The sequence below is a fragment of the Streptomyces sp. NPDC005393 genome (genome assembly GCF_040606675.1).
Classification (GTDB): domain Bacteria; phylum Actinomycetota; class Actinomycetes; order Streptomycetales; family Streptomycetaceae; genus Streptomyces.
This window is the reverse complement of sequence record NZ_JBEXFG010000066.1, coordinates 4,726-30,261: the sequence shown is the minus strand read 5'-3', so window position 1 is coordinate 30,261 and position 25,536 is coordinate 4,726. Positions and strand designations below refer to the sequence as shown.

Annotated in this window: 26 protein-coding genes and 4 pseudogenes; 13 read left to right on the top strand and 17 right to left on the bottom strand. The window is 71.1% G+C overall.

Annotated features, from left to right (window positions below):
- The first annotated feature begins 319 nt into the window (after nt 1-319).
- On the top strand, nt 320-1,117 hold the full coding sequence (locus tag ABZS71_RS32620) for a site-2 protease family protein (protein WP_356215802.1): 798 nt from the start codon (nt 320-322) through the stop codon (nt 1,115-1,117).
- A gap of 110 nt (nt 1,118-1,227) precedes the next feature.
- On the opposite strand, the pseudogene ABZS71_RS32615 reads toward ABZS71_RS32620, so the two are convergent.
- The 7 genes and pseudogenes from ABZS71_RS32615 to ABZS71_RS32585 form a co-directional block, all read right to left on the bottom strand.
- A pseudogene (locus ABZS71_RS32615) lies at nt 1,228-1,429 on the bottom strand (calcium-binding protein); the annotation flags it as partial.
- A 296-nt stretch (nt 1,430-1,725) separates the two neighbouring features.
- On the bottom strand, nt 1,726-1,914 hold the full coding sequence (locus tag ABZS71_RS32610; protein WP_356215800.1) for a hypothetical protein: 189 nt from the start codon (nt 1,912-1,914) through the stop codon (nt 1,726-1,728).
- A gap of 88 nt (nt 1,915-2,002) precedes the next feature.
- On the bottom strand, nt 2,003-2,728 hold the full coding sequence (npdG, locus tag ABZS71_RS32605; RefSeq protein WP_356215797.1) for an NADPH-dependent F420 reductase: 726 nt from the start codon (nt 2,726-2,728) through the stop codon (nt 2,003-2,005).
- 47 nt (nt 2,729-2,775) lie between these two features.
- Nucleotides 2,776-3,606 carry a carbohydrate ABC transporter permease gene (locus ABZS71_RS32600; RefSeq protein ID WP_356215811.1) on the bottom strand — a complete coding sequence of 277 codons (831 nt, stop codon included), beginning with the start codon at nt 3,604-3,606 and terminating at the stop codon, nt 2,776-2,778.
- Nucleotides 3,607-3,707: 101 nt separating this feature from the next.
- Nucleotides 3,708-4,631, bottom strand: a complete 924-nt coding sequence (locus tag ABZS71_RS32595; protein WP_356215794.1) for a sugar ABC transporter permease — start codon at nt 4,629-4,631, stop codon at nt 3,708-3,710.
- Nucleotides 4,628-6,013 (bottom strand): extracellular solute-binding protein, encoded by a 1,386-nt coding sequence (locus tag ABZS71_RS32590; RefSeq protein ID WP_355851767.1) that lies wholly within the window; start codon nt 6,011-6,013, stop codon nt 4,628-4,630. Before ABZS71_RS32590 ends, ABZS71_RS32595 begins: the two co-directional genes overlap by 4 nt.
- Nucleotides 6,010-7,134, bottom strand: a complete 1,125-nt coding sequence (locus ABZS71_RS32585) for a sialidase family protein (protein WP_356215791.1) — start codon at nt 7,132-7,134, stop codon at nt 6,010-6,012. The genes ABZS71_RS32590 and ABZS71_RS32585 overlap by 4 nt, the downstream gene beginning before the upstream one ends.
- Before the next feature lie 252 nt (nt 7,135-7,386).
- Here ABZS71_RS32585 and ABZS71_RS32580 point away from each other — a divergent pair, with 252 nt between their 5' ends.
- Nucleotides 7,387-7,587 (top strand): DUF5708 family protein, encoded by a 201-nt coding sequence (locus tag ABZS71_RS32580; RefSeq protein ID WP_355851773.1) that lies wholly within the window; start codon nt 7,387-7,389, stop codon nt 7,585-7,587.
- A 638-nt stretch (nt 7,588-8,225) separates the two neighbouring features.
- On the opposite strand, the gene ABZS71_RS32575 is transcribed toward ABZS71_RS32580, so the two are convergent.
- The 5 genes and pseudogenes from ABZS71_RS32575 to ABZS71_RS32555 all read right to left on the bottom strand — a co-directional run bounded on the left by ABZS71_RS32575 (nt 8,226) and on the right by ABZS71_RS32555 (nt 10,772).
- Nucleotides 8,226-8,648 carry a hypothetical protein gene (locus ABZS71_RS32575; RefSeq protein WP_356215789.1) on the bottom strand — a complete coding sequence of 141 codons (423 nt, stop codon included), beginning with the start codon at nt 8,646-8,648 and terminating at the stop codon, nt 8,226-8,228.
- Entirely contained in the window at nt 8,645-8,920 is a 276-nt protein-coding gene (locus tag ABZS71_RS32570; protein ID WP_355851779.1) for a CopG family transcriptional regulator, read from the bottom strand. The genes ABZS71_RS32575 and ABZS71_RS32570 overlap by 4 nt, the downstream gene beginning before the upstream one ends.
- 90 nt (nt 8,921-9,010) lie before the next feature.
- A complete protein-coding gene (locus tag ABZS71_RS32565; protein ID WP_356215786.1) occupies nt 9,011-10,024 on the bottom strand; it encodes a hypothetical protein in 1,014 nt (337 codons plus the stop codon).
- Nucleotides 10,025-10,321: 297 nt separating this feature from the next.
- A pseudogene (locus ABZS71_RS32560) lies at nt 10,322-10,564 on the bottom strand (Scr1 family TA system antitoxin-like transcriptional regulator); the annotation flags it as partial.
- Nucleotides 10,542-10,772: a hypothetical protein gene (locus ABZS71_RS32555; protein WP_356215783.1), complete on the bottom strand. Its 231-nt coding sequence runs from the start codon at nt 10,770-10,772 to the stop codon at nt 10,542-10,544. The pseudogene ABZS71_RS32560 and the gene ABZS71_RS32555, both read right to left, overlap by 23 nt.
- A gap of 417 nt (nt 10,773-11,189) precedes the next feature.
- Here ABZS71_RS32555 and ABZS71_RS32550 point away from each other — a divergent pair, with 417 nt between their 5' ends.
- Nucleotides 11,190-11,795, top strand: a complete 606-nt coding sequence (locus ABZS71_RS32550) for a hypothetical protein (RefSeq protein ID WP_355851788.1) — start codon at nt 11,190-11,192, stop codon at nt 11,793-11,795.
- Nucleotides 11,796-11,956: 161 nt separating this feature from the next.
- Here ABZS71_RS32550 and ABZS71_RS32545 read toward each other — a convergent pair whose 3' ends face one another.
- On the bottom strand, nt 11,957-12,199 hold the full coding sequence (locus ABZS71_RS32545; RefSeq protein WP_355851791.1) for a hypothetical protein: 243 nt from the start codon (nt 12,197-12,199) through the stop codon (nt 11,957-11,959).
- A gap of 82 nt (nt 12,200-12,281) precedes the next feature.
- On the opposite strand from ABZS71_RS32545, the gene map reads away from it, so the two are divergent.
- The 6 genes and pseudogenes from map to ABZS71_RS32515 all read left to right on the top strand — a co-directional run bounded on the left by map (nt 12,282) and on the right by ABZS71_RS32515 (nt 17,877).
- Nucleotides 12,282-13,139, top strand: coding sequence for a type I methionyl aminopeptidase (gene map, locus ABZS71_RS32540; protein WP_355851794.1), 858 nt, complete (start codon nt 12,282-12,284; stop codon nt 13,137-13,139).
- A gap of 63 nt (nt 13,140-13,202) precedes the next feature.
- Nucleotides 13,203-13,394, top strand: a pseudogene (locus tag ABZS71_RS32535) (alpha/beta hydrolase); the annotation flags it as partial.
- A 178-nt stretch (nt 13,395-13,572) separates the two neighbouring features.
- Complete coding sequence (gene efeO, locus ABZS71_RS32530; protein WP_356215780.1) at nt 13,573-14,706, top strand: iron uptake system protein EfeO; 1,134 nt, start codon at nt 13,573-13,575, stop codon at nt 14,704-14,706.
- 35 nt (nt 14,707-14,741) lie between these two features.
- Nucleotides 14,742-16,001: an iron uptake transporter deferrochelatase/peroxidase subunit gene (gene efeB / locus ABZS71_RS32525; protein WP_356215777.1), complete on the top strand. Its 1,260-nt coding sequence runs from the start codon at nt 14,742-14,744 to the stop codon at nt 15,999-16,001.
- Between the two features lie 48 nt (nt 16,002-16,049).
- A complete protein-coding gene (gene efeU, locus ABZS71_RS32520) occupies nt 16,050-17,021 on the top strand; it encodes an iron uptake transporter permease EfeU (RefSeq protein WP_355851803.1) in 972 nt (323 codons plus the stop codon).
- Nucleotides 16,954-17,877, top strand: coding sequence for a hypothetical protein (locus tag ABZS71_RS32515; protein ID WP_356215808.1), 924 nt, complete (start codon nt 16,954-16,956; stop codon nt 17,875-17,877). The genes efeU and ABZS71_RS32515 overlap by 68 nt, the downstream gene beginning before the upstream one ends.
- Nucleotides 17,878-18,028: 151 nt before the next feature.
- Here the strand turns inward: ABZS71_RS32515 and ABZS71_RS32510 are convergent, their stop codons facing one another.
- Nucleotides 18,029-18,766 carry a bifunctional DNA primase/polymerase gene (locus ABZS71_RS32510; RefSeq protein WP_356215774.1) on the bottom strand — a complete coding sequence of 246 codons (738 nt, stop codon included), beginning with the start codon at nt 18,764-18,766 and terminating at the stop codon, nt 18,029-18,031.
- A 180-nt stretch (nt 18,767-18,946) separates the two neighbouring features.
- On the opposite strand from ABZS71_RS32510, the gene ABZS71_RS32505 reads away from it, so the two are divergent.
- Nucleotides 18,947-19,864, top strand: coding sequence for a glycerophosphodiester phosphodiesterase family protein (locus tag ABZS71_RS32505; protein ID WP_356215771.1), 918 nt, complete (start codon nt 18,947-18,949; stop codon nt 19,862-19,864).
- On the opposite strand, the gene ABZS71_RS32500 is transcribed toward ABZS71_RS32505, so the two are convergent.
- Nucleotides 19,851-20,468, bottom strand: coding sequence for a TetR/AcrR family transcriptional regulator (locus ABZS71_RS32500; protein ID WP_355851812.1), 618 nt, complete (start codon nt 20,466-20,468; stop codon nt 19,851-19,853). The genes ABZS71_RS32505 and ABZS71_RS32500 overlap by 14 nt on opposite strands.
- A gap of 92 nt (nt 20,469-20,560) precedes the next feature.
- Between ABZS71_RS32500 and ABZS71_RS32495 the strand changes: the two genes are divergently transcribed.
- Nucleotides 20,561-21,568 carry a small ribosomal subunit Rsm22 family protein gene (locus tag ABZS71_RS32495; RefSeq protein WP_356215768.1) on the top strand — a complete coding sequence of 336 codons (1,008 nt, stop codon included), beginning with the start codon at nt 20,561-20,563 and terminating at the stop codon, nt 21,566-21,568.
- A gap of 54 nt (nt 21,569-21,622) precedes the next feature.
- Entirely contained in the window at nt 21,623-22,330 is a 708-nt protein-coding gene (locus ABZS71_RS32490) for a TetR/AcrR family transcriptional regulator (RefSeq protein ID WP_356215765.1), read from the top strand.
- Here the strand turns inward: ABZS71_RS32490 and ABZS71_RS32485 are convergent.
- Nucleotides 22,327-23,385, bottom strand: coding sequence for a serine hydrolase domain-containing protein (locus ABZS71_RS32485; RefSeq protein ID WP_356215805.1), 1,059 nt, complete (start codon nt 23,383-23,385; stop codon nt 22,327-22,329). The genes ABZS71_RS32490 and ABZS71_RS32485 overlap by 4 nt on opposite strands.
- Before the next feature lie 17 nt (nt 23,386-23,402).
- Complete coding sequence (locus ABZS71_RS32480) at nt 23,403-24,764, bottom strand: multidrug effflux MFS transporter (protein WP_356215762.1); 1,362 nt, start codon at nt 24,762-24,764, stop codon at nt 23,403-23,405.
- An 85-nt stretch (nt 24,765-24,849) separates the two neighbouring features.
- Between ABZS71_RS32480 and ABZS71_RS32475 the strand changes: the two are divergent.
- Nucleotides 24,850-25,391: pseudogene (locus tag ABZS71_RS32475) on the top strand (Gfo/Idh/MocA family oxidoreductase); the annotation flags it as partial.
- Between the last annotated feature and the right edge of the window lie 145 nt (nt 25,392-25,536).

The window sequence follows — 25,536 nt, the reverse complement described above, 5'->3', positions numbered from 1 at the left end:
CGCACGCCCCACGCCTCGGCGAGCGCGTCCACGGCGCCCGGACTCGTCGTCCGGTGTCGCCTCCGCGATACCGGGCCGGCCCTCGCGGGGGTCGGCCCCGCCACGCGGGGCATCGACCTCAGACCCGCATGAACCGCGACGAGCCCGTCCTCCGCGCTGGTCACCGTTCCCTCCCTGACCAGGTTGGGCGCAGACCAGCCGCCGGACTCCCCGCCCGAGTGGCCCCGATCACCCCTGTTTTCCCCTTGCCCGGAACTGTGCGCACACTGTCCATCGTTCCCTCGTCAGTGATCACCACCCCGTACGGAGACCCCACCCGATGACCACCGCAGTCAGCCGCCGCGACCGGCGCATCAGCCCCGTCTTTCTCGGCCTGGTCGCGATCATGGTCGTGTCCGCGTGGGCCGTGTGGACGGACTACTCCGCGAGCCCCGGCTTCGCCGTCTTCCTGTTCGTCGTCTCCGGCTGGGTCGTCTCGCTGTGTCTGCACGAGTACGCCCATGCCCGCACCGCGCTGCACGGGGGCGATCTGTCGATCGGCGCGAAGGGCTATCTGACCCTCAACCCGCTGAAGTACACGCATGTGGCGCTCAGCATCGTGCTGCCCGTCGTTTTCGTGATCATGGGCGGGATCGGGCTGCCGGGCGGGGCGGTCTTCATCGAGCGGCACCGGATCCGGGGGCGCTGGAAGCACAGCCTGATATCGGCCGCCGGGCCGCTGACGAACGTGCTGTTCGCGGTCGCCCTGACGGCGCCGTTCTGGCTGGGCGCGGTGGACCGGGTGCCGGAGGTCTTCCGCTACGCCCTGGCCTTCCTGGCGATGCTGCAGGTCACCGCCGCCATTTTGAACTCGCTGCCGGTGCCGGGGCTCGACGGCTACGGGGTGATCGAGCCGTGGCTGTCGTACCGGGTGCGGCGGCAGGTGGAGCCGTACGCGCCGTTCGGGCTGCTCGCGGTCTTCGGGGTGCTGTGGATCCCGGAGGTCAACCAGGGGTTCTTCGACGCGATCGACGCGCTGATGCGGGCCATGGGCGTATCGGCCTGGGATACCTACTGGGGCCAGGAGTTCTTCCGCTTCTGGCAGGGCGAGCCCCAGCTTCCTGGCGTCAGCTCGTGATCTGAAGCCGGTGGGAACCCGGTGATCAGGCGCGGGCGCGGCTACAGGGCCTTCGGCGACTCGGTTCGGTTCGCGACCCCGAGCCGCTCAGGAGGCCCTGCCCTCATGCCTCAGTCCTGGTAGACCTTGTTGCGGGCCGCCGGAGAGGTCGTTGCCCGCGCCGCCGTGCAGCACGTCGTCGCCGCTGTTGCCCCAGAGCGTGTCGTCGCCTTCATCGCCGTACAGCGTGTCGTTGCCCTCGCCGCCGTAGAGGACGTCGGCGCCGGACCCGCCGTGCAGGATGTCGTTGCCCAAATCCCCGTACAGGATGTTGCGATGGATCATCGCGACGGGGCGCATGTCGGGTATCAGAACGTGGCGTCCGTCCGCCTGCTTGACAGCTTGCTGCACGTGAGGTCGTGGAGAGCGGCAGAGAAAGAAGCGGAGCGGCTCGTCCTTGCCGCGTGCGAGATGTCTTCTGTCGTGACCTTGAACTTGCTCGAAAAGGTGGCGCACCGAGGAAGGGCAATGCGTGAAGCCCCTGGCAGTCTGCGGGATGCGCTACACCACATCGGCGCCGGGATGAACGATGACCCGTACGAGATGTGACACTCCGCGCTTATCCGGGTTCAGCCGGCGGCGCCCGCGCTCTCGCGGTCGCCCCGGGCCTTGCGCAGGTAGTACCAGGTCATGTTGGACGAGATCCCCGCGAGCAGGATCCATACCACCCCGAGCCAGCTGCCCTGGACGAAGGACACGACGGCCGCGGCGATGGCGAGGACGCAGACCGCGAGGGTGTAGACGGCGAGGCGGGGCATGGGATCGGCTCCTGTCGGGGGTGTGGCACTCCCGGACATTGTCCCCCATGCCCCACCGAGACGAACGGGGTGACCCGGACGTACGGGGCTAGACGTCCGTCACGCGCAGACCCGCATGGGCCTTGAAGCGGCGGTTGACCGAGATCAGGTTGGCCACCAGGGACTCGACCTGGTGGGCGTTGCGCAGCCGGCCCGCGTAGATGCCCCGCATGCCCGGGATCCGCGCGGCCAGGGCCTGAACCATGTCGGTGTCGGCGCGGGCCTCGCCCAGGACCATCACATCGGTGTCGATGTCGCCGACCTCCGGGTCCTGCAGCAGGACGGCCGACAGATGGTGGAAGGCGGCGGTGACCCGGGAGTCCGGGAGCAGGGCGGCGGCCTGCTCGGCGGCACTGCCCTCCGCCGGCTTCAGGGCGTACGCGCCCTTCTTGTCGAAGCCCAGCGGGTTGACGCAGTCGACGACGAGCTTGCCGCTCAGCTCCTCGCGCAGCGACTCCAGCAGCTTGCCGTGCCCCTCCCACGGCACGGCGACGATCACGATGTCGCTGCGCCGCGCGCACTCGGCGTTCACCTCGCCCTCGATGCCGAGCTCCGCGCCGCCCAGCTCCTCGGCCGCCGTCCGCGCGCGCTCGGCCTTGCGCGAGCCGATGATCACCTTCTGGCCCACCCTGGCCAGCCGGTAGGCGAGGCCGCGGCCCTGGTCGCCGGTGCCACCGAGCACGCCGACAACGAGGCCGGACACATCGGGAAGGTCCCACGGGTCCTTGGCGGGGGCCTTCTTCGCGGGGGTTGTCGCGCCATCAGAAGTAGTCATGACAGCGATACTGTCACGCCCGACCTACGCCTTCACCGTGACATTTCCTACGCCTTCACGCTGCCCTCGGTGAGCCCCGTACGCCAGTACCGCTGCAACACCCCCATCAGCACCATCAGCGGCAGCACGGACAGAAACGCCCCGCCGACCGTGTACTGGTACAGCTCGGGCTGCCGGTCCGCGTACCCCTGCCAGGCGGTCAGCCCCAGCTGGATCGGATAGAGGTCGGAGTCCGAGAGCATGACCAGCGGCAGAAAGAAGTTGTTCCAGATGTGGACGAACTGGAAGAGGAAGACGGTGACCAGAGCCGGGGTCATCAGCCGCAGCCCCAGCGTGGAGAAGATCCGCGCCTCCCCCGCGCCATCGATCCGCGCCGCCTCCAACAGGGAGTCGGGCACGGCGGCGGCCGCGTAGATCCGGCAGAGATAGACGCCGAACGGGCTGACGACGCTCGGGATGAGCACGGCCCAGTAGGTGTTGGCGAGCCCGATCTTGCTGAAGAGGAGATAGAGCGGGAGGGCCAGCGCGGTGCCGGGGATGAGCACACCGGCCAGGATGACGTTGAAGATGCCCTCGCGGCCGGGGAAGCGGAACTTGGCCAGGGCGTAGCCGGCGGCGGCCGACAGCAGGGTGGCGGCGAGCGCGCCGATGCCCGCGTACATCAGGCTGTTGGCGAACCACCGGACGTAGATGCCGTCGTCGTACGTCAGCACCCGGTGCAGATAGTCGATCGGATGCGGATCGGAGAACCAGAAGCCGAAGGTGCCGAAGAGATCGCTGCTGGACTTGGTGGCGGAGACGATGAGCCAGTAGACCGGGGCGAGGAAGTAGACGGCGGCGACGGCGAGCAGCGAGGCGGTGATGATCCGGTATCGCAGCGGTCCGCCGCCACGCGGCGCGCGGCGCCGGCTCCGCCCCTCCGGGCCGGGGCGCGGCTCCGGTGCGCCGTCGGCCGGGATCTCCCGGGTGCCCTGCGTACTCACCACCGGCCCTCGCCGTCCTTCCCCCGCTGTCCCACGAGCCTCAGGAAGCCGAAGGACAGCACGCATGCGACAAGGGCCAGCAGCACCGCCTCGGCCGCCGCGATGTGCTGGTTGTTGCTGGTGAACGCCTCGTTGTAGGCGGCCAGATTGGGTGTGTAGCCGGAGTCGATGGAGTTGCTCAGCGGCTTGAGGACCTTGGGTTCGGCGAAGAGCTGGAGCGTGCCGATGAGGCTGAAGACGGTGGTGAGCACGAGCGCGGGTCTGATCAGCGGGAGCTTGATGTGGCGGGCGACCTGCCAGGCGTTCGCCCCGTCGATCCGGGCCGCCTCGTACAGCTCCCCGGGTACGGCCTTCAGCTGGGCGATCAGCACCAGCATGTTGTAGCCGGTGAACTGCCAGGTGACGATGTTGGCGATGGACCACAGCACGGTGGAGCGGCCCAGGAAGTCGACGTCCCAGCCCGCCGAGTGCGCCATCTCCACGAGCGGGCTGATCCCCGGCACGTAGAGGAAGCCCCACAGGATCGAGGCGATCACCCCGGGCACGCCGTACGGCAGGAAGAAGGCGGTACGGAAGAAGCCGACCCAGCGGGCGGACGCCGCCTCCAGCAGCAGCGCGAGCCCGGTGGCGAAGGCGATCATCACCGGGATCTGTACGGCGCCGAAGACCAGCACCCGGCCGAAGCCGGCGGTGAAGCGGTCGTCCCGCAGCGCGTGCGCGTAGTTGGACAGGCCCGCCCACACCTGCTTCGTCTCGCCGCCGAGGCCGAGCGGCCCGGTCCGCTCGACCTTCAGCAGGCTCTCGTAGAGGGCGTAGCCGATGGGCGCGATGAAGCAGAGGAGGAAGAGCGCGAGGAACGGCAGCAGAAAGCCGGCCGCCGCCCGCGCGCTGCGAGCCTCCGTACGGGTGGGGCGTATCACCCGGCCTCCACCTTCAGGCCCTTTTCCTTCAGGTCGGTGATGGTCTGCCCCTGCACCTTCTTCAGCACGGAGCGGAAGGAGCCGCCGTCGCCGATGGCGGCGGTGAAGGCGTCGCCGAGCCGCTGGTAGAGGGTGTCGGTGGCCGGGCCCCACTTCCAGCTGGTGTCCACGCCCTGGCTCGCGGCGTCGAACACCTTGCTGTACTCCTGGCCGCCGAAGAAGTCTTTGTGGACGTCGAGGTCGGAGGTGGCGTAGCCCTGTTTGGCGCCGGGGGTGCCATAGCCGTTCTCGATCAGCAGCTTGATCGACTCGGGGTCGGTGTTGAGCCAGACCGCGAAGGCCAGCGCGTCCTTGGGGTACTTGCTCTTGGCGAAGATCGCGGTGGTGGAGCCGCCCCAGTTGGCGTAGGCGCCGTCGCCCTTCTTCCACTGCGGCATGGGCGCGACCCGCCACTTGCCGGAGGTCTTGGGCGCGTTGCCTACCAGCAGGGCATCGCCCCAGCTGGCGCCGAGCCAGGAGGCCATCGCACCGGTCTGGACATCCTTGTACCAGGCGTTCTGCCGGTCCGGGATGGTCTTGATGAGCTTCCGCCTGACCAGGTTGTACCAGTAGTCGGCGACCTTGCGGGTCGGCTCGTCGTCGATGGAGACGGTCCAGGTGTCGCCCTGGGTGCCGAACCAGCGCGCCCCGGCCTGCCAGGCCAGACCCGCGAAGCGGTTGCCGTTCGTCGCCGAGAAGGTCTCGATCCAGGCGCCCTTCTTACGGATCGTCTCGGCCGCCGCCTCGTACTCGTCCCAGGTGGCGGGCGGCTCCACGCCCCACTTGTCGAAGAGGTCCCGGCGGATGAACAGGCCCATCGGACCCGACGCCTGCGGGACGGCGTAGACCGCCTTGCCGAACACGGACTGCTGCCACTGCCAGCCGATGAACTTGTCCTTGTGGTCGCCGACCCCGTACTTGGTGAGGTCGAGCAGACCGTTGTCGATGAGGAAGCTGGGCACCACCGCGTATTCGATCTGGCCGAGGTCCGGCGGGTTCCCCGCCTTGATCGCGGCGTGCATCTTCGCGTACTGGGCGCCGTCGACGGCCGAGACCTTCTCGACCCTGACGCGCACGTCGGGGTTCTTGCTGTTCCACAGGTCGACCGGCTTGTCGATGCCCGGCACCCAGGACCAGAAGGTCAGCGTGATCTTCTCGCCCTTCTTACGGTCCTTGGGCTCGTCGCTCTTGTCGTCGTCCGAGCCGCAGCCCGCGAGGGCGAACCCTGCGGCCACGGCGGCCGCACCGCCGAGGACGGTGCGGCGCTGCGGTCCGTGCGCGCGCGCTTCTGCTGTGCTCGTTTCTGATGTGCTTGCTGATGTGCTCGTTTCTGATGTGCTCATACCAGCTCCTCCATCGGAATGCGCCGGAATGTGAGGGTCGAGTAGGCGCTGAAGTCGCCGGTCTCGTAGAGCAGTCCGACCGTTTCGTCATCGAGCCGGACCAGATCCGAATAGGCGGCGGGCAGCCCGTCGACGGTGTGCACGGGCCGCCAGGTGACGCCGCCGTCGCGGCTGGCGCGTACGGTCATCAGCGCCCGGTAGCCGGGGTCGGCGGGACCGGAGTACAGCAGTACGTCCGGCTCGCCCAGGTGCAGCACACTGCCTTCGACGACGGGCGTGACGAGACCGGCCTGCGGCCGGAAGGGGCGGTCCAGGGTGGCGCCGCCGTCGTGGGAGCAGGCGTCGGCGCGGTTGCCGGGCGCGGTCCCGTCCGTGCGGGTGTTGAAGTAGACGCGGTCGTCGGGGAGTTCGGCGGCAGTCGTCTCGTTGACGTTGACATAGCCGTCGGGGTTGTCGTCCACGTACCCGATCCGCCAGGTCTCGCCGTCGTCGTCGCTGAGCAGATCGTGTCCGCCGTTGTAGACGCCCTCCGTGCCGTCGTCGCCGGGGACGGTCGGGGGCAGGGAGTGATTGGCCGGTACGACGATCCGGCCCGCGTGCTCACCGTGGCGGAGCCGGATCGCATGGCCCGGGGTCGTGGCGTACCAGCGCCACTCGGGCCGCTGCGTCTGCCCGGTGATCTCCCGGGCCTCGCTCCAGGCCACCCCCTCGTCGTCGCTGTGCGTCAGCCACACCCGCCGCGCGTCGGCCGCGGACACCTCGCCGCGCCGGATCCGGTCCTCGGTCGCGGAGGCGGCACTGCGTACGTGCACCAGGACGATCCGGCCGTCGTGGGCGCCGCCCTCCAGGACGACGGGCGCGGGGTTGCCCGCCGTGCCGGTCCCGTTCCGGGCGACGACCTGTACCGGGCCCCAGGTCCGCCCGCCGTCGGCCGACCGCTTGAGCACGAGGTCGATCCGTCCGTAGTCGGCGGAGGACGCCACCCGTCCCTCGGCGAAGGCGAGCAGCGTCCCGGCGCGGGTCGCCACCACCGCCGGAATCCGGTAGCTCGCATACCGCTCGGCCCCCGCCCGGAAGGGGACGGACACCTCGTACGAGCACGCTGCCGTACCGTCTGCCATCAGACCCTCCCGATGCCCCGTCGCAATCGAGTGCCGAGCCAGAAAAATGGGACGTAGGACGTCCCTTGTGTGCGGCGACCTTAGGGTTTGCCTCACAGGGCGTCAAGAGACGGCGCATGAACAGTTGGAGACGCTGTCCGTCGAACGATGCAGTGCGGCCCCGGGATCTCGTTCGCGGGGCCGAGGAGCGGGCGGAAACGCGGCCGTAGCGTGAAATCCGTTCCCCCGCCGTCTCCTTGAAGGATCCTCACGATGCCCCCGGCTCTCAAGCACGCCCTGGAAGGCGCCGTCACCCTCGCCGCCGGGCTTGCGCTGCGGCTGTTCGCCCACGATGTCGAGATCCCGGTCATCAGCCCCGCCAAGACGGGTGTGGTACTGGCCTGCGTAGGCGGCGCCCAACTGCTCTACGCGGCCTACCTGAGCCTGACCGGGAGCCGCCACGCGAAGAACTGACGCCGACCCGGCTGGCGCGGGTCGCGGCAGGCGCGGCACCCGGGGGCGGCACCCGGAAGCCCCGAACCATCCTCCGGCCGGCACGGCGGCTCATCGACCCGTGCAGGCGTCCGAGTCTCCGATAACGCGGCCAGTACCGCGGTCCCCCCGACCATCACCACACCCAGCAAAACGAACGAGAACCACGCATGCTCCTGGAGCCACCCCAGCCAGCCGGGCCACCGCGACTGATTGGACACCGCGTTCGTGACAAGCCCCACGAGCATCGTCGTCACCGCAACACCACCGGCGGCGACGCCGGCGATCGCGATGCCCCGCCGCAGCCTCATGCGCGCGCCGTCGCGGGGGCGCCGAGATCCGCCGTACCCGCTCCACCGCTGTGGACCCACAGCAGCACACCCAGAACCGACCTGGCCACGAAGGCCACCCCCGAGTGCGACACCTCAACCTGCCAAGCCGACCAGCCATTCGACTACCCGCCCGAGGAGGAACGCAAGGCCGTTGACCTGGTCCTCAAGCAGATGGAGATCGTGGCGGCCCTGTGGGCCCCCGGGGCGAAGTAGTCACGAGGAGTAGCGGGCTGGCCGCCGCTCGGCGGCCCTCCACGGTGTCGTCGTATGACTGAGGCCGGGCCGTGGTCACACCTTTTTGACGACGATCCTGTCCGGGACCAGCTTCTCCAGGTCATCTACGTCCGAGGTGAAGACGGTTACCTGACCCTTCTGCTGTCTCGCGATAACGGCGAGCACGGCGTCGATCGCGTACTTGTGGCCGTGCAGCCCGGCGTCGGCCAAGAGCCGGCGCGCCTGTCGGGCCTCGTCCTTCCCGACATCCGCGACGCTGAGGCGCGAGAGTACCCAGTCCCAGCGTTGTTCGGTGGTTCTTCCGTCGTATGCCTCGACGAGTGTCATCGGGGACGTCACGACCTCGGCCTCACCTTGGGCTGCGAGACTGAGCCGCGCGATCATCATCCGGTCGCCGCGCACAGCCAGTGACAGAGCCTCGCAGTCGAGTACGAAGATCCGGAGCGGTGGCGTGCGCTTACCGCTTCGCTCCTTCACGCAGCCTCCCCCGAGAGGCCCTTTCCGGCGGCGCGCCGCACGTGTTCGGCATCGAGACCGTCCAGTTCCTCCAGCGCAGCGGCCTGCTCACTTTCGGTGACCGGACCGTGTTCTTCCTCCAGCCAATCGATCAGCTCAAGGAGCCGGTCCCGGTCTCGCTTGAGGCGTAGCGCTTCCGCGATGTAAGCCGACATGCCCCGCTCGGCAACCTCTGGACGGATCTCCTCAAGGAGATCCTCTGGGATCGTGACCGTCACCTTCTTCGTCGCCATACAAGTCACCATACTCCCGGTGTCGATCGCATTACTTAGTTTCCTGGCCAGCGGTGTCGCACACGGACGGACAGCGACTGACTCTCCCGCTCAACCGGCCGCACGCCGAACCTCCCCGGAGGCGGTGGCTGCGGGCATCTCGCCCTCGGCTCGGCAGTCACGGCAGCGGCCGGGTTCCGCCGCGCGGAATGCTCGTTCGCAGCCGTCGCAGGTCTGCCAGGGCAGGACGGCCGGCGTGCTGGGCAATGCGGCCGGGGCGGGCACGGCGAGGGGCGGTTCGCTGAGCCGGAAGCGCAGGATGCGGGACGGACGGGCCAGGAACTGGTCCGGGAGTCGACCGGTGAGCGCGGCGGTGATCTGGGCGGGCCCGACGCCTGCCGCGAGCCACTGCGTGACGGCGGGGGCGAGCTCGGCTACCTCCCGCCGGGAGAGGATCAGCCGGGGGTCGGCGATACGCAGCGAGGCGAGGATGGCGACCGCCTGCTCGTCGGCCTCGGCAAGCGAGGACGGGGGCTGTGGAGGCGGCACGGAAAGTGGCGTGGCGGTCGGTGCCGCCCTGGTCTCGTGCGTCGGCGGGGCGCCGGGCTCGGGGTCTGCTACCGGTGCTGGAGCTGGGCCGGTGGTGGTGGACGCGGGGGCGGCGTCCGGGGCGGCGTCCGTCCCGCGCGTCCCTGCGGGCGTCCGCGCAGGTGTCTCCTCCGCTAAGGGCCTTCGGGGGCGTGGCGGCGTAGGCGGTGGCGGGGTGGGCACTTCCCACCTCGGTATGTCGTAGAAGTAGGTCCGGGTACGGATCACACCGCCGGGCCCGCGCTCGCGCCGCCGCTCCAGATAGCCCGCGTCCTCCAGTTCCCTGAGTGCCCGCGAGATCAGGATCTCGCCTTCGGTGAAGTGCTCGCACAGTGCGGCGATGCTCACGGGCGCGCCGTCCGGCAGCGAGAGGATGTAGGCCGCGACGCCGATCGTGACCGCGCTTCCGCGCCGCTGCGCGAGGGCGTTGGCGATCACGGTGAAGTCGGCGGTGAGGCGGGTACGGACGTGGATCACGCCGGAGGTCGGTGCTCCGGCGTCGGCGCGCGGGCGCGCGTTAGACTGCGGGTCAGCCATCGGGAAGGGTGTTCTTCCTGATCGGTCAGGCCCTCGTTCGGGATTCGCAGTCCCGGCGGGGGCCGTCTTCTGTCTGTGGTTGTCGCCGCGAACGTAACCGTCCCGGTCCCGCACCCGCAAGCCGGTCACCCGTACGGGTGACGTGGGGGAGGGGAGGGTGGGTAGGTGGTTCTTTTCCCCACGTTCTTGGGGGAGTTCGTGGCCCGCCGGACCCCCGCGTACGAGGATCCGGCGGATCCGGAAAGCCGGCGGCGGCCGGTTCCCGGCCGGGTCAGAGACGGTGGCCGGTCTTCAACGGACGGCTCGGCCGCCGACCGGACGTCTCAGCACCGCCTCGTCCAGGACGACCCACAGATTGGGGCGGTCGGAGGAAGCGAGCCGCTCCTGCCGTCCCAGCCGGGCGGCGACGCGCTCCTCCAACTGCTCCTCGCCGCTGAGCAGTGTGTCGAGACTCAGGACAGCCCGCGCGTAATCCTTCGTCTGCAAGAGACCGGGCACCACGTGCGCCGCGTACTCACTAATGGACACCGCCCGCGCCGCGGGTCCGCAGCGCGTGGAGGACGGCGAACTCCCCGCGCTGCGCGCTACTGCCGCACTGACCGGACCCGACCTCGTCGATGTCGGCGCGGCGGTGGACCGGCTGCGCGAGGCCGTGGCCGTACTGGACGACGTGCGCGCCTCCGGCGCCGAGGACGCTCACCAGCGGGGCGAGCTGCTCACCAAGGCGCTGGAGCACAGTCGGCGGCACCCGTACGAGACCTCCTGCCGGTGTGCGGATCCGAGCGGTCGCTGGACGACGCATGGGCCGAGCGGGCGGCCGACCAGATTGACGCCCTCCAGCAGGAAGCCGCCGCCGCCCAGGAGGCGCGGAGTGAACTGGCGGACTCGGTGGACGCCGTGCGCTACCTCATCGCCCAGTCCTCGGCCGCCCCCGCCCTTCGAACGAGACCGTCCTTGGCACCAGCTAGGACGCCGCATCACAGGCTCTCGGAGGCGGCGCACCCGGTAACCGGGGTTGGCCATTACCCATCTCGACGCCGGGGCTGGGGCACGCGCCGGGTACACCAGGGGTACGCCGCCCCGTGTCGCCCGCGCGTGCCCCGAAGGGGTGAGGCGGGGGTGACTCGGCCACGGTGGGGCTCGGCGCGCGGCAGGATCCGGGGGCATGGACGCCGTACGGGTCGCGCTGCTGCGCGAAGTGCTCGCCGGGACCGAGTGGTTGCAGGCCACGCGCCGCTTCGCGGGTTCCCTGCGGGCCTCGGTCGGGCCGCGTGGGGGCGGGTTGCTGCTGGTGGGCAGTGAGGAGTACGAGCCCTGGCATCTGGCGGCCCATCTCGACGACGAGGCCGCCTGGTCCGGTCTGCCCGAGCTGTCCCCCACCCTGGTACGCCACCGGGTACCGGAGGGGTCCGTCCCCGCGCATCTGTCGGTCGGGCTCGGGCGGCTGGCGGGCGCGGGGCGTGGCGAAACCCTGCTCGTCGTCGCCCCGGGCGACCCCGGGTCCGGGCTTCTGGAGCGGGTGAACGACGCGCGCCGGGGCGGCGCGACCGTTCTCGCCCTCGACGGCGGCCAACCCGAACTGCACTCCCTGGCCCATGACGCCCTGTCCGCCCCCGAGGGGTCCGACCTCGACCTCGACACCGTCCAGCACCTGGTGAGCGCCGCCGCCGGCGAGAACACCCTCCCCACCCATTCCGGCCGCCGCCGCTTCCGCGACCGCCTGGCACGGCTGGCCGAGCAGCTGACCGCGCCACCGCCCGCGCGGTGGTGAGGGGCCTCATGGTGAGGAGCGTAATGCGGTTGCCGGGCGTCGGGACGCGGCCGGACCATGTCCCCTCGTGACCCTGACCGACGAGGACGCCCCCCGCCCACGACGCCGAACCGCCGTCGCTGCGCGCGATGACCCGCACCGGCCACCACTCAGGCGTGTCCTCAGTCGCCGGACGACCTGGAGGCGCCCCCGCCCCCCGCGTCATCCCGCCACCGCTCGTCGTTCTCCCACTGAAGGTTCCGCTCCGCGGCCAGCTCCAACGCCCGCTCGGCCTCGCCGCGCGTCGCATAGGGCCCCATCCGGTCCGCCGCGCGGCACTCCGGGCCCTCCTCGACCTTGTGGTGCTTGATGCAGTAGTACCACTCGCCCGGCTTGCCGGCGGGCCTCTTCCTGAACAGCGCCATCCTGGTCTCCGTCCTCCACTCGCGCTGCCGCGCGCTCGCTTGCGGCCATGCTGCCCGATGCGCCGCCGATACACTCGCTGATATGTCTGGCCAGTCGCTTCTTGTCCCGGGGAAGCTCTCCCCCACGCGCCCCGTCCCCGCCTCGATCCCGCGCCCCGAGTATGTGGGGAAGGAGGGGCCCACACCGTACGAGGGTCCCGAGGTCCAGGACGCCGAAACGATCGAGCGGATGCGGATCGCGGGGCGGATCGCCGCGCGGGCGATGGAGGAGGCCGCCAAGCTGATCGCGCCGGGGGTGACGACGGACGAGCTGGACCGGGTGGCGCATGAGTACATGTGCGACCACGGCGCCTACCCCTCCACGCTGGGCTACCGCGGCTTCCCCAAGTCGCTGTGCTCGTCCGTCAACGAGGTCATCTGCCACGGCATCCCGGACACCACCGTTCTCCGGGACGGCGACATCGTGAACCTGGACGTCACCGCCTACATCAACGGGGTGCACGGCGACAACAACGCCACCTACCTGTGCGGCGAGGTGGACGAGGAGTCGCGGCTGCTGGTCGAGCGGACGCGGGAGTCGCTCAACCGCGCGATCAAGGCGGTCAAGCCGGGCCGCAGGATCAACATCGTCGGCCGGGTCATCGAGTCGTACGCCAAGCGCTTCGGGTACGGCGTCGTCCGCGACTTCACGGGCCACGGCATCAATACGTCCTTCCACTCGGGCCTGATCGTGCCGCACTACGACAGCCCGCATCACACGGCCGAGATCAAGCCGGGGATGACCTTCACCATCGAGCCGATGCTGACGCTGGGCACGTACGAGTACGACATGTGGGAGGACGGCTGGACGGTCGTCACCAAGGACCGAAAGCGGACGGCCCAGTTCGAGCACACGCTGGTGGTGACGGAGACGGGCGCGGAGATCCTGACCCTGCCGTGAGGCCCGCCCGCACCGGCCGAGGGACGCACGGGCGCCGGTTGGCCGGGCCGCGAGACCGGGTACGCGTCCGTTGCCGAGGGCCGGTCCAAGGACATCTCCTTCACCCTCGACCAGCTGACCGGGCCCCATCCGGCATGGCGGCACGGCCACATGATCGTCGACTCCAGTCGGATCGGGATGGCCGGGCACTCCATCGGCGGCGGCGGCGCCGCGCGGACCATGGCCGATGACCGGCGGGTGCGTGCCGAGGTGTCGTCGTTCCAGCAGCCCTTACGGCGACAGACGCGTCGCATGACCAAAATTTTACCCTTTAGTAAGCGCTTCATAAGACCCCAGTGAAACTGCACAGGCAAGGCTCAGTTAAGTTAGGGCAGCCTTATCCAGCAACGCCCTGCTTGTATCTGTCCCACCACTGAGCCTGCCTGGAGCCCGTATGCGAGCCGCTCGCACTTCTGTCGTCGCCGCGATATCGGCCCTGACCACGATCACCGCCGTCGCCGGCTGCGCCGAGAAGTCCGACGCCAAGGACTCCGACGCCGTCCAGGTCACCGCCTCCGACAACAAGTGCGAGGTCTCGAAGACCTCCTTCCCCGCGGGGCACGTCAAGCTCGCCGTGGAGAACAAGGGCTCCAAGACCACCGAGGTGTATGTGTACGCCGCGGGCGACCGGATCGTCACCGAGCGGGAGAACATCGGCCCGGGCACCCACGCCTCGATCAACGCCGAGATCAAGGCCGGTTCGTACGAGATCGCCTGCAAGCCCGGGATGAAGGGTCGCGGCATCCGCCAGAAGGTGTCCGCGACCGGCAAGGGCACGGCCGCCAAGCGCAACCCCCAGCTGGACAAGGCCGTCGCCGCGTACCGCGCTTATGTGCAGAAGCAGGCCGACGAGACGCTGCCCAAGGCCAAGGCGTTCGCCGCGGCGATCAAGAAGGACGATCTGGAGGCCGCCAAGAAGGCGTACGCGCCCTCCCGCGTCGGCTGGGAGCGCACCGAGCCGGTCGCCGAATCCTTCGGCGATATCGACCCGAAGGTCGATGTGCGCGAGGACGGCCTGGAGAAGGGCCAGAAGTGGACCGGCTGGCACCGGCTCGAGAAGTCGCTGTGGCACACGAAGAAGATCACCAAGGCCGACCACGACCTCGCCGACCGGCTCGTCACGGACCTCAAGGACTGGCAGAAGCGCGTCGGCACCGCCGACATCACCCCCACCGGCATGGCCAACGGCGCCAAGGAGCTGCTGGACGAGGTGCAGACCGGCAAGGTCACCGGCGAGGAGGAGCGCTACAGCCACACCGACCTCCTCGACTTCGAGGGCAACGTCGAGGGCGCCGAGACCTCGTACAAGCTGCTGAAGCCGGTGGCCGCCAAGAACGACCCGGCGCTGGCCAAGGAGCTGGACAAGCAGTTCGCGGCAGTCAGGAAGCTGCTCGACAAGTATCGCGAGGGCGACGGCTTCGTGTCGTACGACACCGTCTCGAAGTCGAAGCGCAAGGAGCTGTCGGACGCGGTCAACGCCCTGGCCGAGCCGCTCTCCAAGCTCGCCGCCGCCGTCGTCGTCAAGTAGCCAACGCCAACGCCAAGCAACAGGGAGAGCCGGGCATGACCGACGAGGCCACGACAAGCCCCTCGCGCCGCGCGCTGATCGGCTGGGGCGGTGCCGGGCTGGCGCTCGGCGCCGCGGCCGCCGGGGGCGCGGCAGCCGCCATGGGCGGCGGCGGGGACGACACCCGGCCGGTGGCCGACAGCGGCGCCGCGGTGCCGTTCCACGGCGCCCACCAGGCGGGGATCGCCACGCCCGTACAGGACCGGCTGCACTTCGCGGCCTTCGACGTCACCACCGACGACCGCGCCGAGCTGATCGCGCTGCTGAAGGAGTGGACCAAGGCGGCGGCCCGGATGACCCAGGGGCACGCGGTCGGCGGCGGCGCGGTCAGCGACCTGGTGGAGGCGCCGCCGGACGACACCGGCGAGGCGCTCGGGCTCAAGGCGTCCCGGCTCACCCTCACGATCGGCTTCGGGCCGACCCTCTTCGAGGACAAGAAGGGCAAGGACCGGTTCGGCCTCGCGGCGCGCCGCCCCAAGGCCCTGATCGACCTGCCCGCCTTCCCCGGGGACGATCTCGACCCGGCGCGCAGCGACGGCGATCTGTGCGTCCAGGCGTGCGCCGACGATCCGCAGGTGGCCGTGCACGCGATCCGCAACCTGGCCCGGATCGGCATGGGCAAGGTCGCGATCCGCTGGTCGCAGCTGGGCTTCGGCAAGACGTCCTCGACGACACCGGACGCGCAGACGCCGCGCAACATGATGGGCTTCAAGGACGGCACCCGGAACATCGCGGGCACCGACACCGCCGCACTGAAGAAGCATGTGTGGGTGAGCGAGAAGACGGGCCCGGCGTGGCTGGCCGGCGGCTCGTACCTGGTGGCGCGCCGCATCCGGATGCATATCGAGACCTGGGACCGCACCTCGCTCAAGGAGCAGGAGGACATCTTCGGGCGGGACAAGGGCGAGGGCGCGCCGTACGGCAAGCAGCGCGAGCACGACGCGCCGAATCTGAAGGCGATGCTGCCCACCGCGCATGTCCGGCTCGCCCATCCGGACTCCAACGGCGGGGTGCGGATCCTGCGCCGCGGCTACTCCTTCACCGACGGTACGGACGGTCTGGGGCGGCTGGACGCGGGGCTGTTCTTCCTCGCCTACCAGCACGACGTACGGGACGGATTCGTCCCCCTCCAGCAGCGGCTGGCGCGCACTGACGCGCTCAACGAGTACATCCAGCACGTGGGTTCGGCGCTCTTCGCCGTCCCGCCGGGCGTCCGGAACGCGGACGACTGGTGGGGCCGGGCGCTGTTCTCCTGACGGACTCCTGAAGACCCCCGAGGGACCCCCGAGAGAAAGGCAAACCTCGTGTTCGGCAATTACCTGATCGGTCTGCGCGAAGGGCTCGAAGCCAGCCTGGTCGTCTGCATCCTGATCGCCTATCTGGTCAAGACGGGCCGCCGGGACGCGCTGCGGCCCGTGTGGCTGGGCATCGGCGTCGCGATCGCGCTGAGCATGTCCTTCGGCGCGGCGCTGGAGTTCGGTTCGCAGGAGCTGACCTTCGAGGCGCAGGAGGCGCTCGGCGGCTCGCTGTCGGTCTTCTCGGTGGGCCTGGTCACCTGGATGGTCTTCTGGATGCGGCGCACCGCCCGGCATTTGAAGGCCGAGCTGCACGGCAAGCTGGACGCCGCGCTCGCGATGGGCACCGGCGCGCTGGTGGCCACGGCCTTCCTGGCGGTGGGCCGGGAGGGTCTGGAGACGGCGCTGTTCGTCTGGGCGGCGGTGCGGGCGAGCAACGACGGCACGGCGGATCCGCTGATCGGGGTGGTGCTGGGCCTGCTGACCGCGGTGGTGCTGGGCTGGCTGTTCTACCGCGGCGCGCTGAAGATCAATCTGGCGAAGTTCTTCACCTGGACCGGCGGGATGCTGGTCGTGGTGGCGGCGGGTGTGCTCGCGTACGGCGTCCACGATCTGCAGGAGGCCGACTTCTTCCCGGGGGTGCACTCGCTGGCCTTCGACATCAGCGCGACGATCTCGCCGGACTCCTGGTACGGCACGCTGCTCAAGGGCGTCTTCAACTTCCAGCCGGACCCGACCGTGCTTCAGGCGTGGGTGTGGGTGGCGTATCTGGTCCCCACGCTCGCGGTGTTCCTGCTCCCGGGTAGGGTGGCGCCGTCAAAAGCAGCCCCGAAGGAGCCGGAGCCCCATGACACGCAGGTCGCCCCGTCGGCAGTTCGCAGTTCCGACGGCCGCAGCGGTGCTGACGCTGGGGATGACGCTGACGGGGTGCATGACGGTGCACGGCGAGCGGGAGAACATCCCGTCGGTGGACAAGGCTGAGGCCCCCAAGGCCCTCCAGCGGTTCGCCGATGGGTACAACAAGGCGTACCGCGAGCTGGATCCGTCTCTGGCGAGCGAGGTGGAGACGGGGCCGCTGGAGGCCATCAGCACGGCCGACCTCAAGGCCCAGCACGCCAATTCCCCCGGCGGGAACCCGAAGTTCCCCGAGCTGAAGCTGTCCGACGCCCGCTACTCGATCCCCAAGCAGGTGGGCTGGCCGAAGTTCTTCGTGGCGGACACCGACAGCGACCGGGACGACAACCGCTGGCTGTTCGTCTTCACCCGCGCCGGTGCGGACCAGCCGTGGAAGGCCGCGTATCTGTCGATCCTCAGCCAGGACGAGGTCCCGGACCTGGCGACCGACAAGGACGGCTGGGCCAAGCCGGTGCCGGCCGCCGGGCCGACGCCGCGGCTTGTGACCCGGCCGGACAAGCTGAGCGCCGAGTACGCCGACTACCTGATGACAGGCAAGGGCGAGATCTTCGCGGACGGCCAGGCGACCTCGGAGCTGCGGGATTCCCGGAAGAAGTTCGTCCGCACCCCGAAGTTCTGGACGGAGTACATCGACACCCCCGCCCAGGGCGCCCCGTACGCCCCGGTGGGGCTGCGCACCCAGGACGGCGGGGCGCTGGTGTTCTTCGCCTCGCACCACCGGCAGAAGCAGACCATGGCGAAGGGGTTCCGGCCCAGCCCCGATGCGCAGATCAAGGCGCTGATGACGGGCGAGGCGAAGAAGGCGGTGACCCTCACCAGGGTGGCCGAGTCGGCGGTCCGGGTCCCGGCCAAGGACGCGGCGGACCCACAGGTGGTCTTCCTCAACCGGCTGGAGGGCGTGACGGCGGCCAAGGGCGAGTAGCCGCCCCGGCCCCCCGTGACCGCGTCCGTGACCGCGTCCGCGTCCGTGACCGCGTCCGCGTCCGTGACCGTGACCGTGACCGCGTCCGTGACCGCGTCCGCGTCCGTGACCGTGACCGTGACCGCGTCCGTGACCGTGACCGTGACCGTGACTAGCGTCCTATCGGCCAGGCGGCCGACTCGTGGTCGCGGTCCTCGTCGGCGAACTGGGCGCAGGCGTCGGTCAGCGTCTCCAGCAGCGTCAGCGGATCGGGCAGCGGCCGCTCGGGGCCCAGCAGCCAGCCCACGTGGCCGTCGCCCGGCAGCCGTGCGGGCGGTACGAGCACATAGCTGCCCCGGCAGTGCCAGCGCAGCCCCGGATGCTCGTCCATCGTCTCGGGGTGGCAGTCGAGCTCGCACGGCCACCACTCGTCCTCGTCCTCGGGGGTGCCGCGGGTGGCGGTGAAGAACAGCATCCGGCCCTGCTGGAGGTCGGCGCTGCTGGTGGCGACGGGCCCTACCTCGACCCCGGCCGCGCCCAGCCGCTCCAGGGCCTGCCGCCCGGCGTCCGCGGGCACGTCGAGCACATCGTGGACCATGCCGGTGGCGGTGATGAAGTTGGCCTGCGGATCGGCGCGCAGCCACTGCGCGACCTTCTCCGGGTCGGTGGTCGCCTGCGTCTGCCAGGCGAACGAGACGGGATGCCGGGCCGGGGTGGGACAGCCGACGCGGTCACAGGAACAGCCGTAGCCGGACGGATGGGCGGCGGGCGCGAGCGGGAATCCCGCGGCCGCGGCGGCCATCAGCAGGTCCTCGCGGACGCCCCCGGCGCCCGCTCCCGTGCCGGTACCGCCGTCCGATCCGCTCCTCGGCCGACGCAGCCACTGGGAGAACCTGCCTTTGCGTTCCATCTACCGCCTCGCTTCACCGCCGGCACCGGCGGTACGGCCGGTACCCGATCAATGCTGCCACCATCCTGCTCCCGAAGTGGCCGGTGTCCGCATCCGGGGTACGGGAGAGCCACCGGGGAACCCCACGAGCGGGTGCCGATATCAGGGCATAACGGAACTCCCGCCCCTAGCGTTCCTTTTATGATCACCAGGCACCTTCTGATCGGAATCGCGGTCCTCACCCTCTCCATACCGGCGGCCGTCGCGGCCCACCCCACCGCACGGCCGTCCCTACGGCGCCTCGCCCCCCTGACCACCGAACAGCCCTCCCCGACCGCGGCCCCGGCGATCACGGACCTGGCCGCCCCGGGCCCGGCGATCACCTACACGGCGCACCGCGGCGGCGCCCTCGAGGTCCCCGAGAACAGCATGTCCGGGCTGGCCACCGCCTTCAGCCGCCATGACGCCCAGGTCCTCGACTTCGACACCCGGATGCTCCGCGACGGCACGCTCGTGGTGATGCACGACGCGACGCTGGAGCGTACGACGGACCACACCGGGCCCGTAAAGGATCTGACCGCCGCCCAGTGGCGGGCCGTACGGCTGATCCCCGACCCCACCCTGCGCGGCACCTGGCGGCCCGAGCGGCCCCCGACGGTCGCCGAGGTACTGGACCGCTTCGGCGGCCGGACCACGCTGATGGCCGAGGCGAAGGACCCGGCGAGCCTGCCCCGGCTGGGCCGGATGATCCGCGACCGGGGCCTGGCCCGCTCCGTCTTCGTCAACACCAACCGCCCCGAGGTCGCCCGCGAGGCCCATGGGATGGGGCTGATGGCGCAGCTGTGGCGGTCCGCCGGGCAGCTGCGCACCGACCGGCCGCACGACTGGCGCGGCGTCGTCGATCTGCTGGACGTCGACTACCGGGCGCGGGACGCGGACGTACGGCGGGCCGTCGGCTCCGGCATCCCCCGGGTGTGGGCGCACACCGTGGACACCCCGGCGCAGCGCGACCGGATGCTGGGGCTGGGGTGCGACGGCATCATCACGGACGCGCCGGGACTGCTGGTCTCGACCCCGCCGGTACGGGCATCCGCCGGGCGGGCGCTCAGCGCGGGGTGATCCCGCGCAGCGTCAGCTCGACCACGGCGTCCGCGTACTCATGGGTGAGCGGCAGCGTGCGCATCAGCCAGCGGTGGGCGATCGGGCCGCAGAGCAGTTCGAGGGCGATCCGCGGGTCGATCTCCGGCGCGACATGGCCGGCGTCCTGGGCGGCCCGCAGCCGCTTCGCATACAGCCGCAACTGCGGCTCCAGGATCCGGCTGACGAACTCCGCGCGCACCTCCGGGTTGATCATCCCCTCGGCGGCCAGCGCGCGGGAGGGGATGTCGAACGCGGGCGAGTTGAGCTCGTCGACCGTCGTGCGCAGCACCGCCTTCAGGTCCGCCTCCAGGTCGCCGGTGTCGGGGATCTCGTACGGCTTCTCCCCGCCCGCCTCCCGCGCGGCCTGCTCGCCCAGCACGACGAAGGCGTCGAGCAGCACCGCGGCCTTGGAGTGCCACCAGCGGTAGATGGTCTGCTTGCCGACCCCGGCACGGGCGGCGATGGCCTCGATGGTGAGCTTGGGATAGCCCACCTCGCCGATGAGTTCGAGGGCGGCGTCGAGGATCGCGCGGTGCGAGCGTTCACTGCGGCGGGTGGCGTCGGGGGCTGCTTTTTCGGCCATGGCTGCCAATCTAGCGAAGCGGGCGTCGAGCATGAGTCGATACGTATCGTCTCGCACATATAAGGGCCTCCCCGGCCGGTAGAATCGCCCGAATGCACGCCCCCGAAACCGCCCCCACCGATGAGACGCTGCGCACCGCGCTCGCCGGACCGCTCGACGGTCTGCCGCCGCGCCAGGCGGCCCAGGCGGTCGACCGGCTGATCGCCAACTACCGGGGGCGCACCCCGACCGACGCGCCCGTGCTGCGCGACCGCTCCGACGTCGCCGCGTACGCCGCCTACCGGATGCCCGCGACCTTCGAGGCCGTGCGCGCCGCGCTCACCGCCTTCCGTGCGCAGGCCCCCGCGTGGACCCCGGCCACGCATATCGACATCGGCGGCGGCACGGGCGCGGCCAGTTGGGCGGTCGCCGCGTCATGGCCGGAGGGCACGCACACCACGACCGTCCTCGACTGGGCCGAACCCGCACTGGCCCTCGGCCGCGAACTGACCCGGCACGCGGCCTCCGACGCGCTGCGCGGCGCGCGCTGGCGGCGGCAGACCATCGGCGACGGCCTCGCGCTGCCGGACGCGACCGACCTCGTCACCGTCTCGTATGTGCTGGGCGAACTGACCGACGCCGACCGCCACGCCGTCGTGGACGAGGCGGCGCGCGCCGCGCAGGCCGTCGTACTGATCGAACCGGGCACCCCGGACGGCTATCTGCGGATCCGCGCGGCGCGGGAGCGGCTGGTGGCGGCGGGCCTGCGGGTGCTCGCCCCCTGCCCGCACAGTGCGGCCTGCCCGCTCGAACCCGGCGCCGACTGGTGCCACTTCGCCGCCCGGGTCAGCCGCTCGTCCCTGCACCGCCAGGTCAAGGGCGGCTCGCTGCCGTACGAGGACGAGAAGTTCGCGTACGTCGCGGCCGTCCGCTTCGACGCCCTTCCCGCACGGGCACGGGTGGTCCGCCGCCCCCAGATCCGCAAGGGCCAGGTCCTCCTGGACCTGTGCACCCCGGACGAGGACCTGACCCGCCGCACGGTCGCCAAGCGCCAGGGCCCCCTCTACCGCGCGGCCCGCGACGCCGCGTGGGGCGCCGCCTGGCCCCCGGAAGAGCCCTGACGCCCCCGGCGGCGCCACGGCCCATCCGCGAACATGTTCGTTACGCTCCTCCCCATGACCGCGCACTCCGCCCCCACACCGCCGAGCCGCCGTGAGCGTCCCGCCAAGCCCGCTCTGACCCGGGCCGGGATCGTGGCGACCGCCGTTGAACTGATGCAGACCGAGGGGCTGAAGCGCGTCACCATGCGCCGCCTCGCGCAGGCCCTCGACACCGGGCCGGCCTCGCTGTACGTCTACGTCCGCAACACCGCCGAACTGCACGCGGCGATCCTCGACGAGCTGCTCGGCGCGGTCGATCTCAGCCCGGCGAAGGCCGACGGCGACTGGCGGGAGCGGCTGGTCGAGGTCCTCACCTCATATACCCGGGTGCTGTTCGACCACCCCGGCCTCGCCCAGTCGGCGCTGGTGGCCCGCCCGTCCGGGGAGCGCTATCTGAACCTCGTGGAGGCGGTGCTGTCGCTGCTGAACGAGGGCGGCGTGCCGCCCGAGCGGGCGGCCTGGCTGCTGGATCTGCTGCTGCAGTTCGCCACCGCGACCGCGGCCGAGCACGCCACCCAGGACCCGTCCGCCGGTCCCCGGGACAACCTGAAGGACTGGGACGCGCTCACCACGGCACTGCTCGGCGCCTCAGGCCAAACCCACCCCCATATCGCCGCGCTCGGCACCGAGCTGCTCTCCGGACCACCCGAGGCCCGCCTCGTCTGGGGCTTCCACGTGCTGATCAACGGCGCGCTGCGCACCCCCCGGCCGGACACCGCCTAGCCCACCGCCCCCGCCAGCGCCGTCCCGGCCGCCGCGCGCGGGGCGCTGTTGCCGGGGCGGCGGCGCGGATGGACCGTGTTGGCGAGCAGCACCAGATACACATCCCGCGCCCGGTCCACGACCAGGCTCGTGCCCGTGAATCCGGTGTGCCCCGCCGCGCCGCGGCCCGCCAACTCCCCCATGAACCACGGCTGATCGACCTCGAAGCCCAGCCCCGGCGCGTTCAGCAGCAGATCGACGGACGCGGACGACACGACGCCCCCGCCACCCCGCAGCAACGCCCGGCACAGCACCGCCAGATCCCCCGCCGTCGAGAAGAGCCCCGCGTGCCCGGCGACCCCGCCCAGCGCCCAGGCGTTCTCGTCGTGCACCACGCCGCGCAGCATCCCCCGGTCGAGCCTGGCCCAGGGCCGCCGCTGGTCCTCGGTCGCCGCGATGCGCGGCAGCCAGGAGGAGGGCGGGCGGAAGCGGGTGTCGGCCATCCCGAGCGGGCCGGTGATCGTGTCGCCTACGAGGCGGTCGAGCGTACGGCCACAGGCGTGCTCCAGAACTCGCTGCAGCAGCAGGAAGTTGAGATCGGAGTAGCGGCGCGCGGCCCCGGGCGGGGTGGTCGGCGGCTCTGCCGACAGCCGGGCCAGCCGCTGTTCGTCGTCGGCGTACTCGTACAGCGGCAGCTCGGGCAGCAGCCCCGAGGTATGGGTGAGCAGCTGCCGCACCGTGACGCCGTGCTCGGCGGCGGCCGTGAGCTCCGGGGCGTACGAGGCGACCCGGCCGTCCAGGTCGATCTGCCCGCGCTCGACCGCCCGCACCGCCACGATCGTCGTGAACAGCTTGGTCAGCGAGGCGAGGTCGAAGACGGTGCCGTGTCGCCGACCCGTGCGCACCGGCACCCGCTCCTCGCGCGGCAGCTCCACGCCCCGGTCGGCGCTCTCGTCGTACACCTCGTACCGCACCGCCCAGCCGAAGGCGTCCTCGACGAGCGGCCCCGACCCCGTACCGGCGGCCACGGCCACCCCCGAACACCAGGGGCGCTCCCCCTCGGGGAGCGCCCGCACGGTCTCCAGCAGCCGGGTCAGGCCACGGTCACGCTCTGCTTCGTACGTCGCTGCCACGGACGGCAGAGTCCCATGAAGCAGGTCATGGCCGCGAGCGCGCACACCAGCTGGACGACGGCCATCGGCACCGCCGTGGTCTCCCCCGCGATCCCGACCAGCGGCGAGGCGACCGCGCCGAGCAGGAAGGTGGAGGTGCCGAGCAGCGCCGACGCGGATCCGGCCGCGTGCGGGGTGCGCATCAGGGCCTGGGCGTTGGTGTTCGGCATGGCGAGGCCCATCGCGGACATCAGCACGAACAGGCTCGCCGCCACCGGCGCCAGACCCACCGTGCCGAAGACCCCGGAGGAGAGCGCCAGCAGTGTGCCCGCCGCGACCGTGATGATGGTCAGCCCCACGGTCAGCACCTTGTCCATGGCGACGCGGCCGACGAGCACCCGGCCGTTGAGCTGCCCGGTGAGGACCAGGCCGATCGAGTTGAGCCCGAAGAGCAGGCTGAAGGTCTGCGGCGAGGCGCCGTAGATCTCCTGGATCACGAAGGACGAACCGGATACGTACGCGAAGAGCGCGGCGAAGGCGAAGCCGCCCGCGAGCATGTAGCCGGTGAAGACGCGGTCCGCGAGCAGTCCGCGCATGGTGCGCAGCGTCTGGCCGAGCCCGCCGTCGTGGCGCCGCTCGGGCGGCAGGGTCTCGCCGAGCCAGCGCCAGACGACGAGGGTGAGCAGCGTGCCGATCACGGTGAGCACGACGAAGACACCGCGCCAGTCGGTGAAGCGCAGCACCTGGCCGCCGATGAGCGGGGCGACGATGGGCGCCACACCGGAGATCAGCATCAGGGTGGAGAAGAAGCGGGCCATCGCGATGCCGTCGTACAGATCGCGGACGACGGCGCGCGCGATCACGATGCCGGCCGACCCGGCGAGCCCCTGGAGCAGCCGGAAGCCGATGAGCAGCCCGGCGGTGGGGGCGAAGGCGCAGATGGCGGTGGCGACGACGTAGATCACCATGCCGATGAGCAGCGGCCGGCGGCGTCCCCACTTGTCGCTCATCGGACCGACGACGAGCTGCCCGAGCGCCATGCCCGCCAGACAGGCGGTCAGGGTGAGCTGGGCGGTGGCGGCCGAGCTGTGCAGTACGTCGGTGACCTCCGGCAGGGCCGGGAGGTACATGTCCATGGAGAGGGCGGGGAGTGCGGTGAGCCCGCCGAGGACGAGGGTGACGAGGAGGCTCGTACGGCGCTGCGCGGTGAGCCGGGGAGCGGCGGCAGCGGAGGTGAGGGAGGCGGAGGCGGCGGAGGAGGAGGAGGTCGCGGGGTGGAGAGCGCCGGGTTCGGGTCTGTGAACCCCGTCGGGAGCGGCGGCCGGTTGGCCGGGCTGCTGCATGCTTACCTTCCATGAGTCGCTGAATCGTTCTCTATGCTCTCAGCAAAATCGGTGGGCAGGGCACCGATTAAGCCGAGGGGGCGGGATGGCCGGGAGCTGGAGCGGGGCCGTGCGGTGGGGGATTCTGGCGACCGGCGGGATCGCCGCGTCGTTCACCGCGGATCTGCTGGACATGGAAGACGCGCAGGTGGTAGCGGTCGGCTCGCGCCGTCCGGAGCTGGCGAAGCGCTTCGCTGAGCGGTTCGGGATACCCCGCGCCCACGGCGGTTGGGACGAGCTCGCCGCCGATGACGACATCGATGTGATCTACGTCGCCACCCCCCACTCGGCACACCGCGCCGCCGCCGGGCTGTGTCTTGAGGCGGGACGGGCGGTGCTGTGCGAGAAGGCGTTCACGCTCAACGCCCGGGAGGCCGGCGAACTGGTCGCCCTCGCCCGCGGCCGCTTCCTGATGGAAGCGATGTGGACGTACTGACGACCCGGTCGTCCGCCGGATGACCGAGCTGGTCCACGACGGCGCGATCGGCGAAATCCGTCCACGCGGACTTCGGACTGCCGGGCCCCTTCGACCCCGGCCACCGGCTCCGCGACCCGGCCCAGGGCGGCGGCGCGCTGCTCGACCTCGGCGAGGGCGTTCGGGAGGCCGGGGCGAAGCCCCAGCCGGGGGCCCGGGGGCCAAGCCCCAGCCGGGGGCCCGGGGGCCAAGCCCCAGCCGGGGGCCCGGGGGCCAAGCCCCAGCCGGGGGCCCGGGGGCCAAGCCCCAGCCGGGGGC

Coding starts and splice junctions, on each gene's coding strand:
- ABZS71_RS32620 (WP_356215802.1), top strand. CDS start 320: ATGACCACCGCAGTCAGCCGCCGCGACCGGCGCATCAGCCCCGTCTTT.
- ABZS71_RS32610 (WP_356215800.1), bottom strand. CDS start 1,914: ATGCCCCGCCTCGCCGTCTACACCCTCGCGGTCTGCGTCCTCGCCATC.
- npdG (WP_356215797.1), bottom strand. CDS start 2,728: ATGACTACTTCTGATGGCGCGACAACCCCCGCGAAGAAGGCCCCCGCC.
- ABZS71_RS32590 (WP_355851767.1), bottom strand. CDS start 6,013: ATGAGCACATCAGAAACGAGCACATCAGCAAGCACATCAGAAACGAGC.
- ABZS71_RS32585 (WP_356215791.1), bottom strand. CDS start 7,134: ATGGCAGACGGTACGGCAGCGTGCTCGTACGAGGTGTCCGTCCCCTTC.
- ABZS71_RS32580 (WP_355851773.1), top strand. CDS start 7,387: ATGCCCCCGGCTCTCAAGCACGCCCTGGAAGGCGCCGTCACCCTCGCC.
- ABZS71_RS32570 (WP_355851779.1), bottom strand. CDS start 8,920: ATGGCGACGAAGAAGGTGACGGTCACGATCCCAGAGGATCTCCTTGAG.
- ABZS71_RS32565 (WP_356215786.1), bottom strand. CDS start 10,024: ATGGCTGACCCGCAGTCTAACGCGCGCCCGCGCGCCGACGCCGGAGCA.
- ABZS71_RS32550 (WP_355851788.1), top strand. CDS start 11,190: ATGGACGCCGTACGGGTCGCGCTGCTGCGCGAAGTGCTCGCCGGGACC.
- ABZS71_RS32545 (WP_355851791.1), bottom strand. CDS start 12,199: ATGGCGCTGTTCAGGAAGAGGCCCGCCGGCAAGCCGGGCGAGTGGTAC.
- map (WP_355851794.1), top strand. CDS start 12,282: ATGTCTGGCCAGTCGCTTCTTGTCCCGGGGAAGCTCTCCCCCACGCGC.
- efeO (WP_356215780.1), top strand. CDS start 13,573: ATGCGAGCCGCTCGCACTTCTGTCGTCGCCGCGATATCGGCCCTGACC.
- efeB (WP_356215777.1), top strand. CDS start 14,742: ATGACCGACGAGGCCACGACAAGCCCCTCGCGCCGCGCGCTGATCGGC.
- ABZS71_RS32515 (WP_356215808.1), top strand. CDS start 16,954: ATGACGCTGACGGGGTGCATGACGGTGCACGGCGAGCGGGAGAACATC.
- ABZS71_RS32510 (WP_356215774.1), bottom strand. CDS start 18,766: ATGGAACGCAAAGGCAGGTTCTCCCAGTGGCTGCGTCGGCCGAGGAGC.
- ABZS71_RS32505 (WP_356215771.1), top strand. CDS start 18,947: ATGATCACCAGGCACCTTCTGATCGGAATCGCGGTCCTCACCCTCTCC.
- ABZS71_RS32500 (WP_355851812.1), bottom strand. CDS start 20,468: ATGGCCGAAAAAGCAGCCCCCGACGCCACCCGCCGCAGTGAACGCTCG.
- ABZS71_RS32495 (WP_356215768.1), top strand. CDS start 20,561: ATGCACGCCCCCGAAACCGCCCCCACCGATGAGACGCTGCGCACCGCG.
- ABZS71_RS32490 (WP_356215765.1), top strand. CDS start 21,623: ATGACCGCGCACTCCGCCCCCACACCGCCGAGCCGCCGTGAGCGTCCC.
- ABZS71_RS32480 (WP_356215762.1), bottom strand. CDS start 24,764: ATGCAGCAGCCCGGCCAACCGGCCGCCGCTCCCGACGGGGTTCACAGA.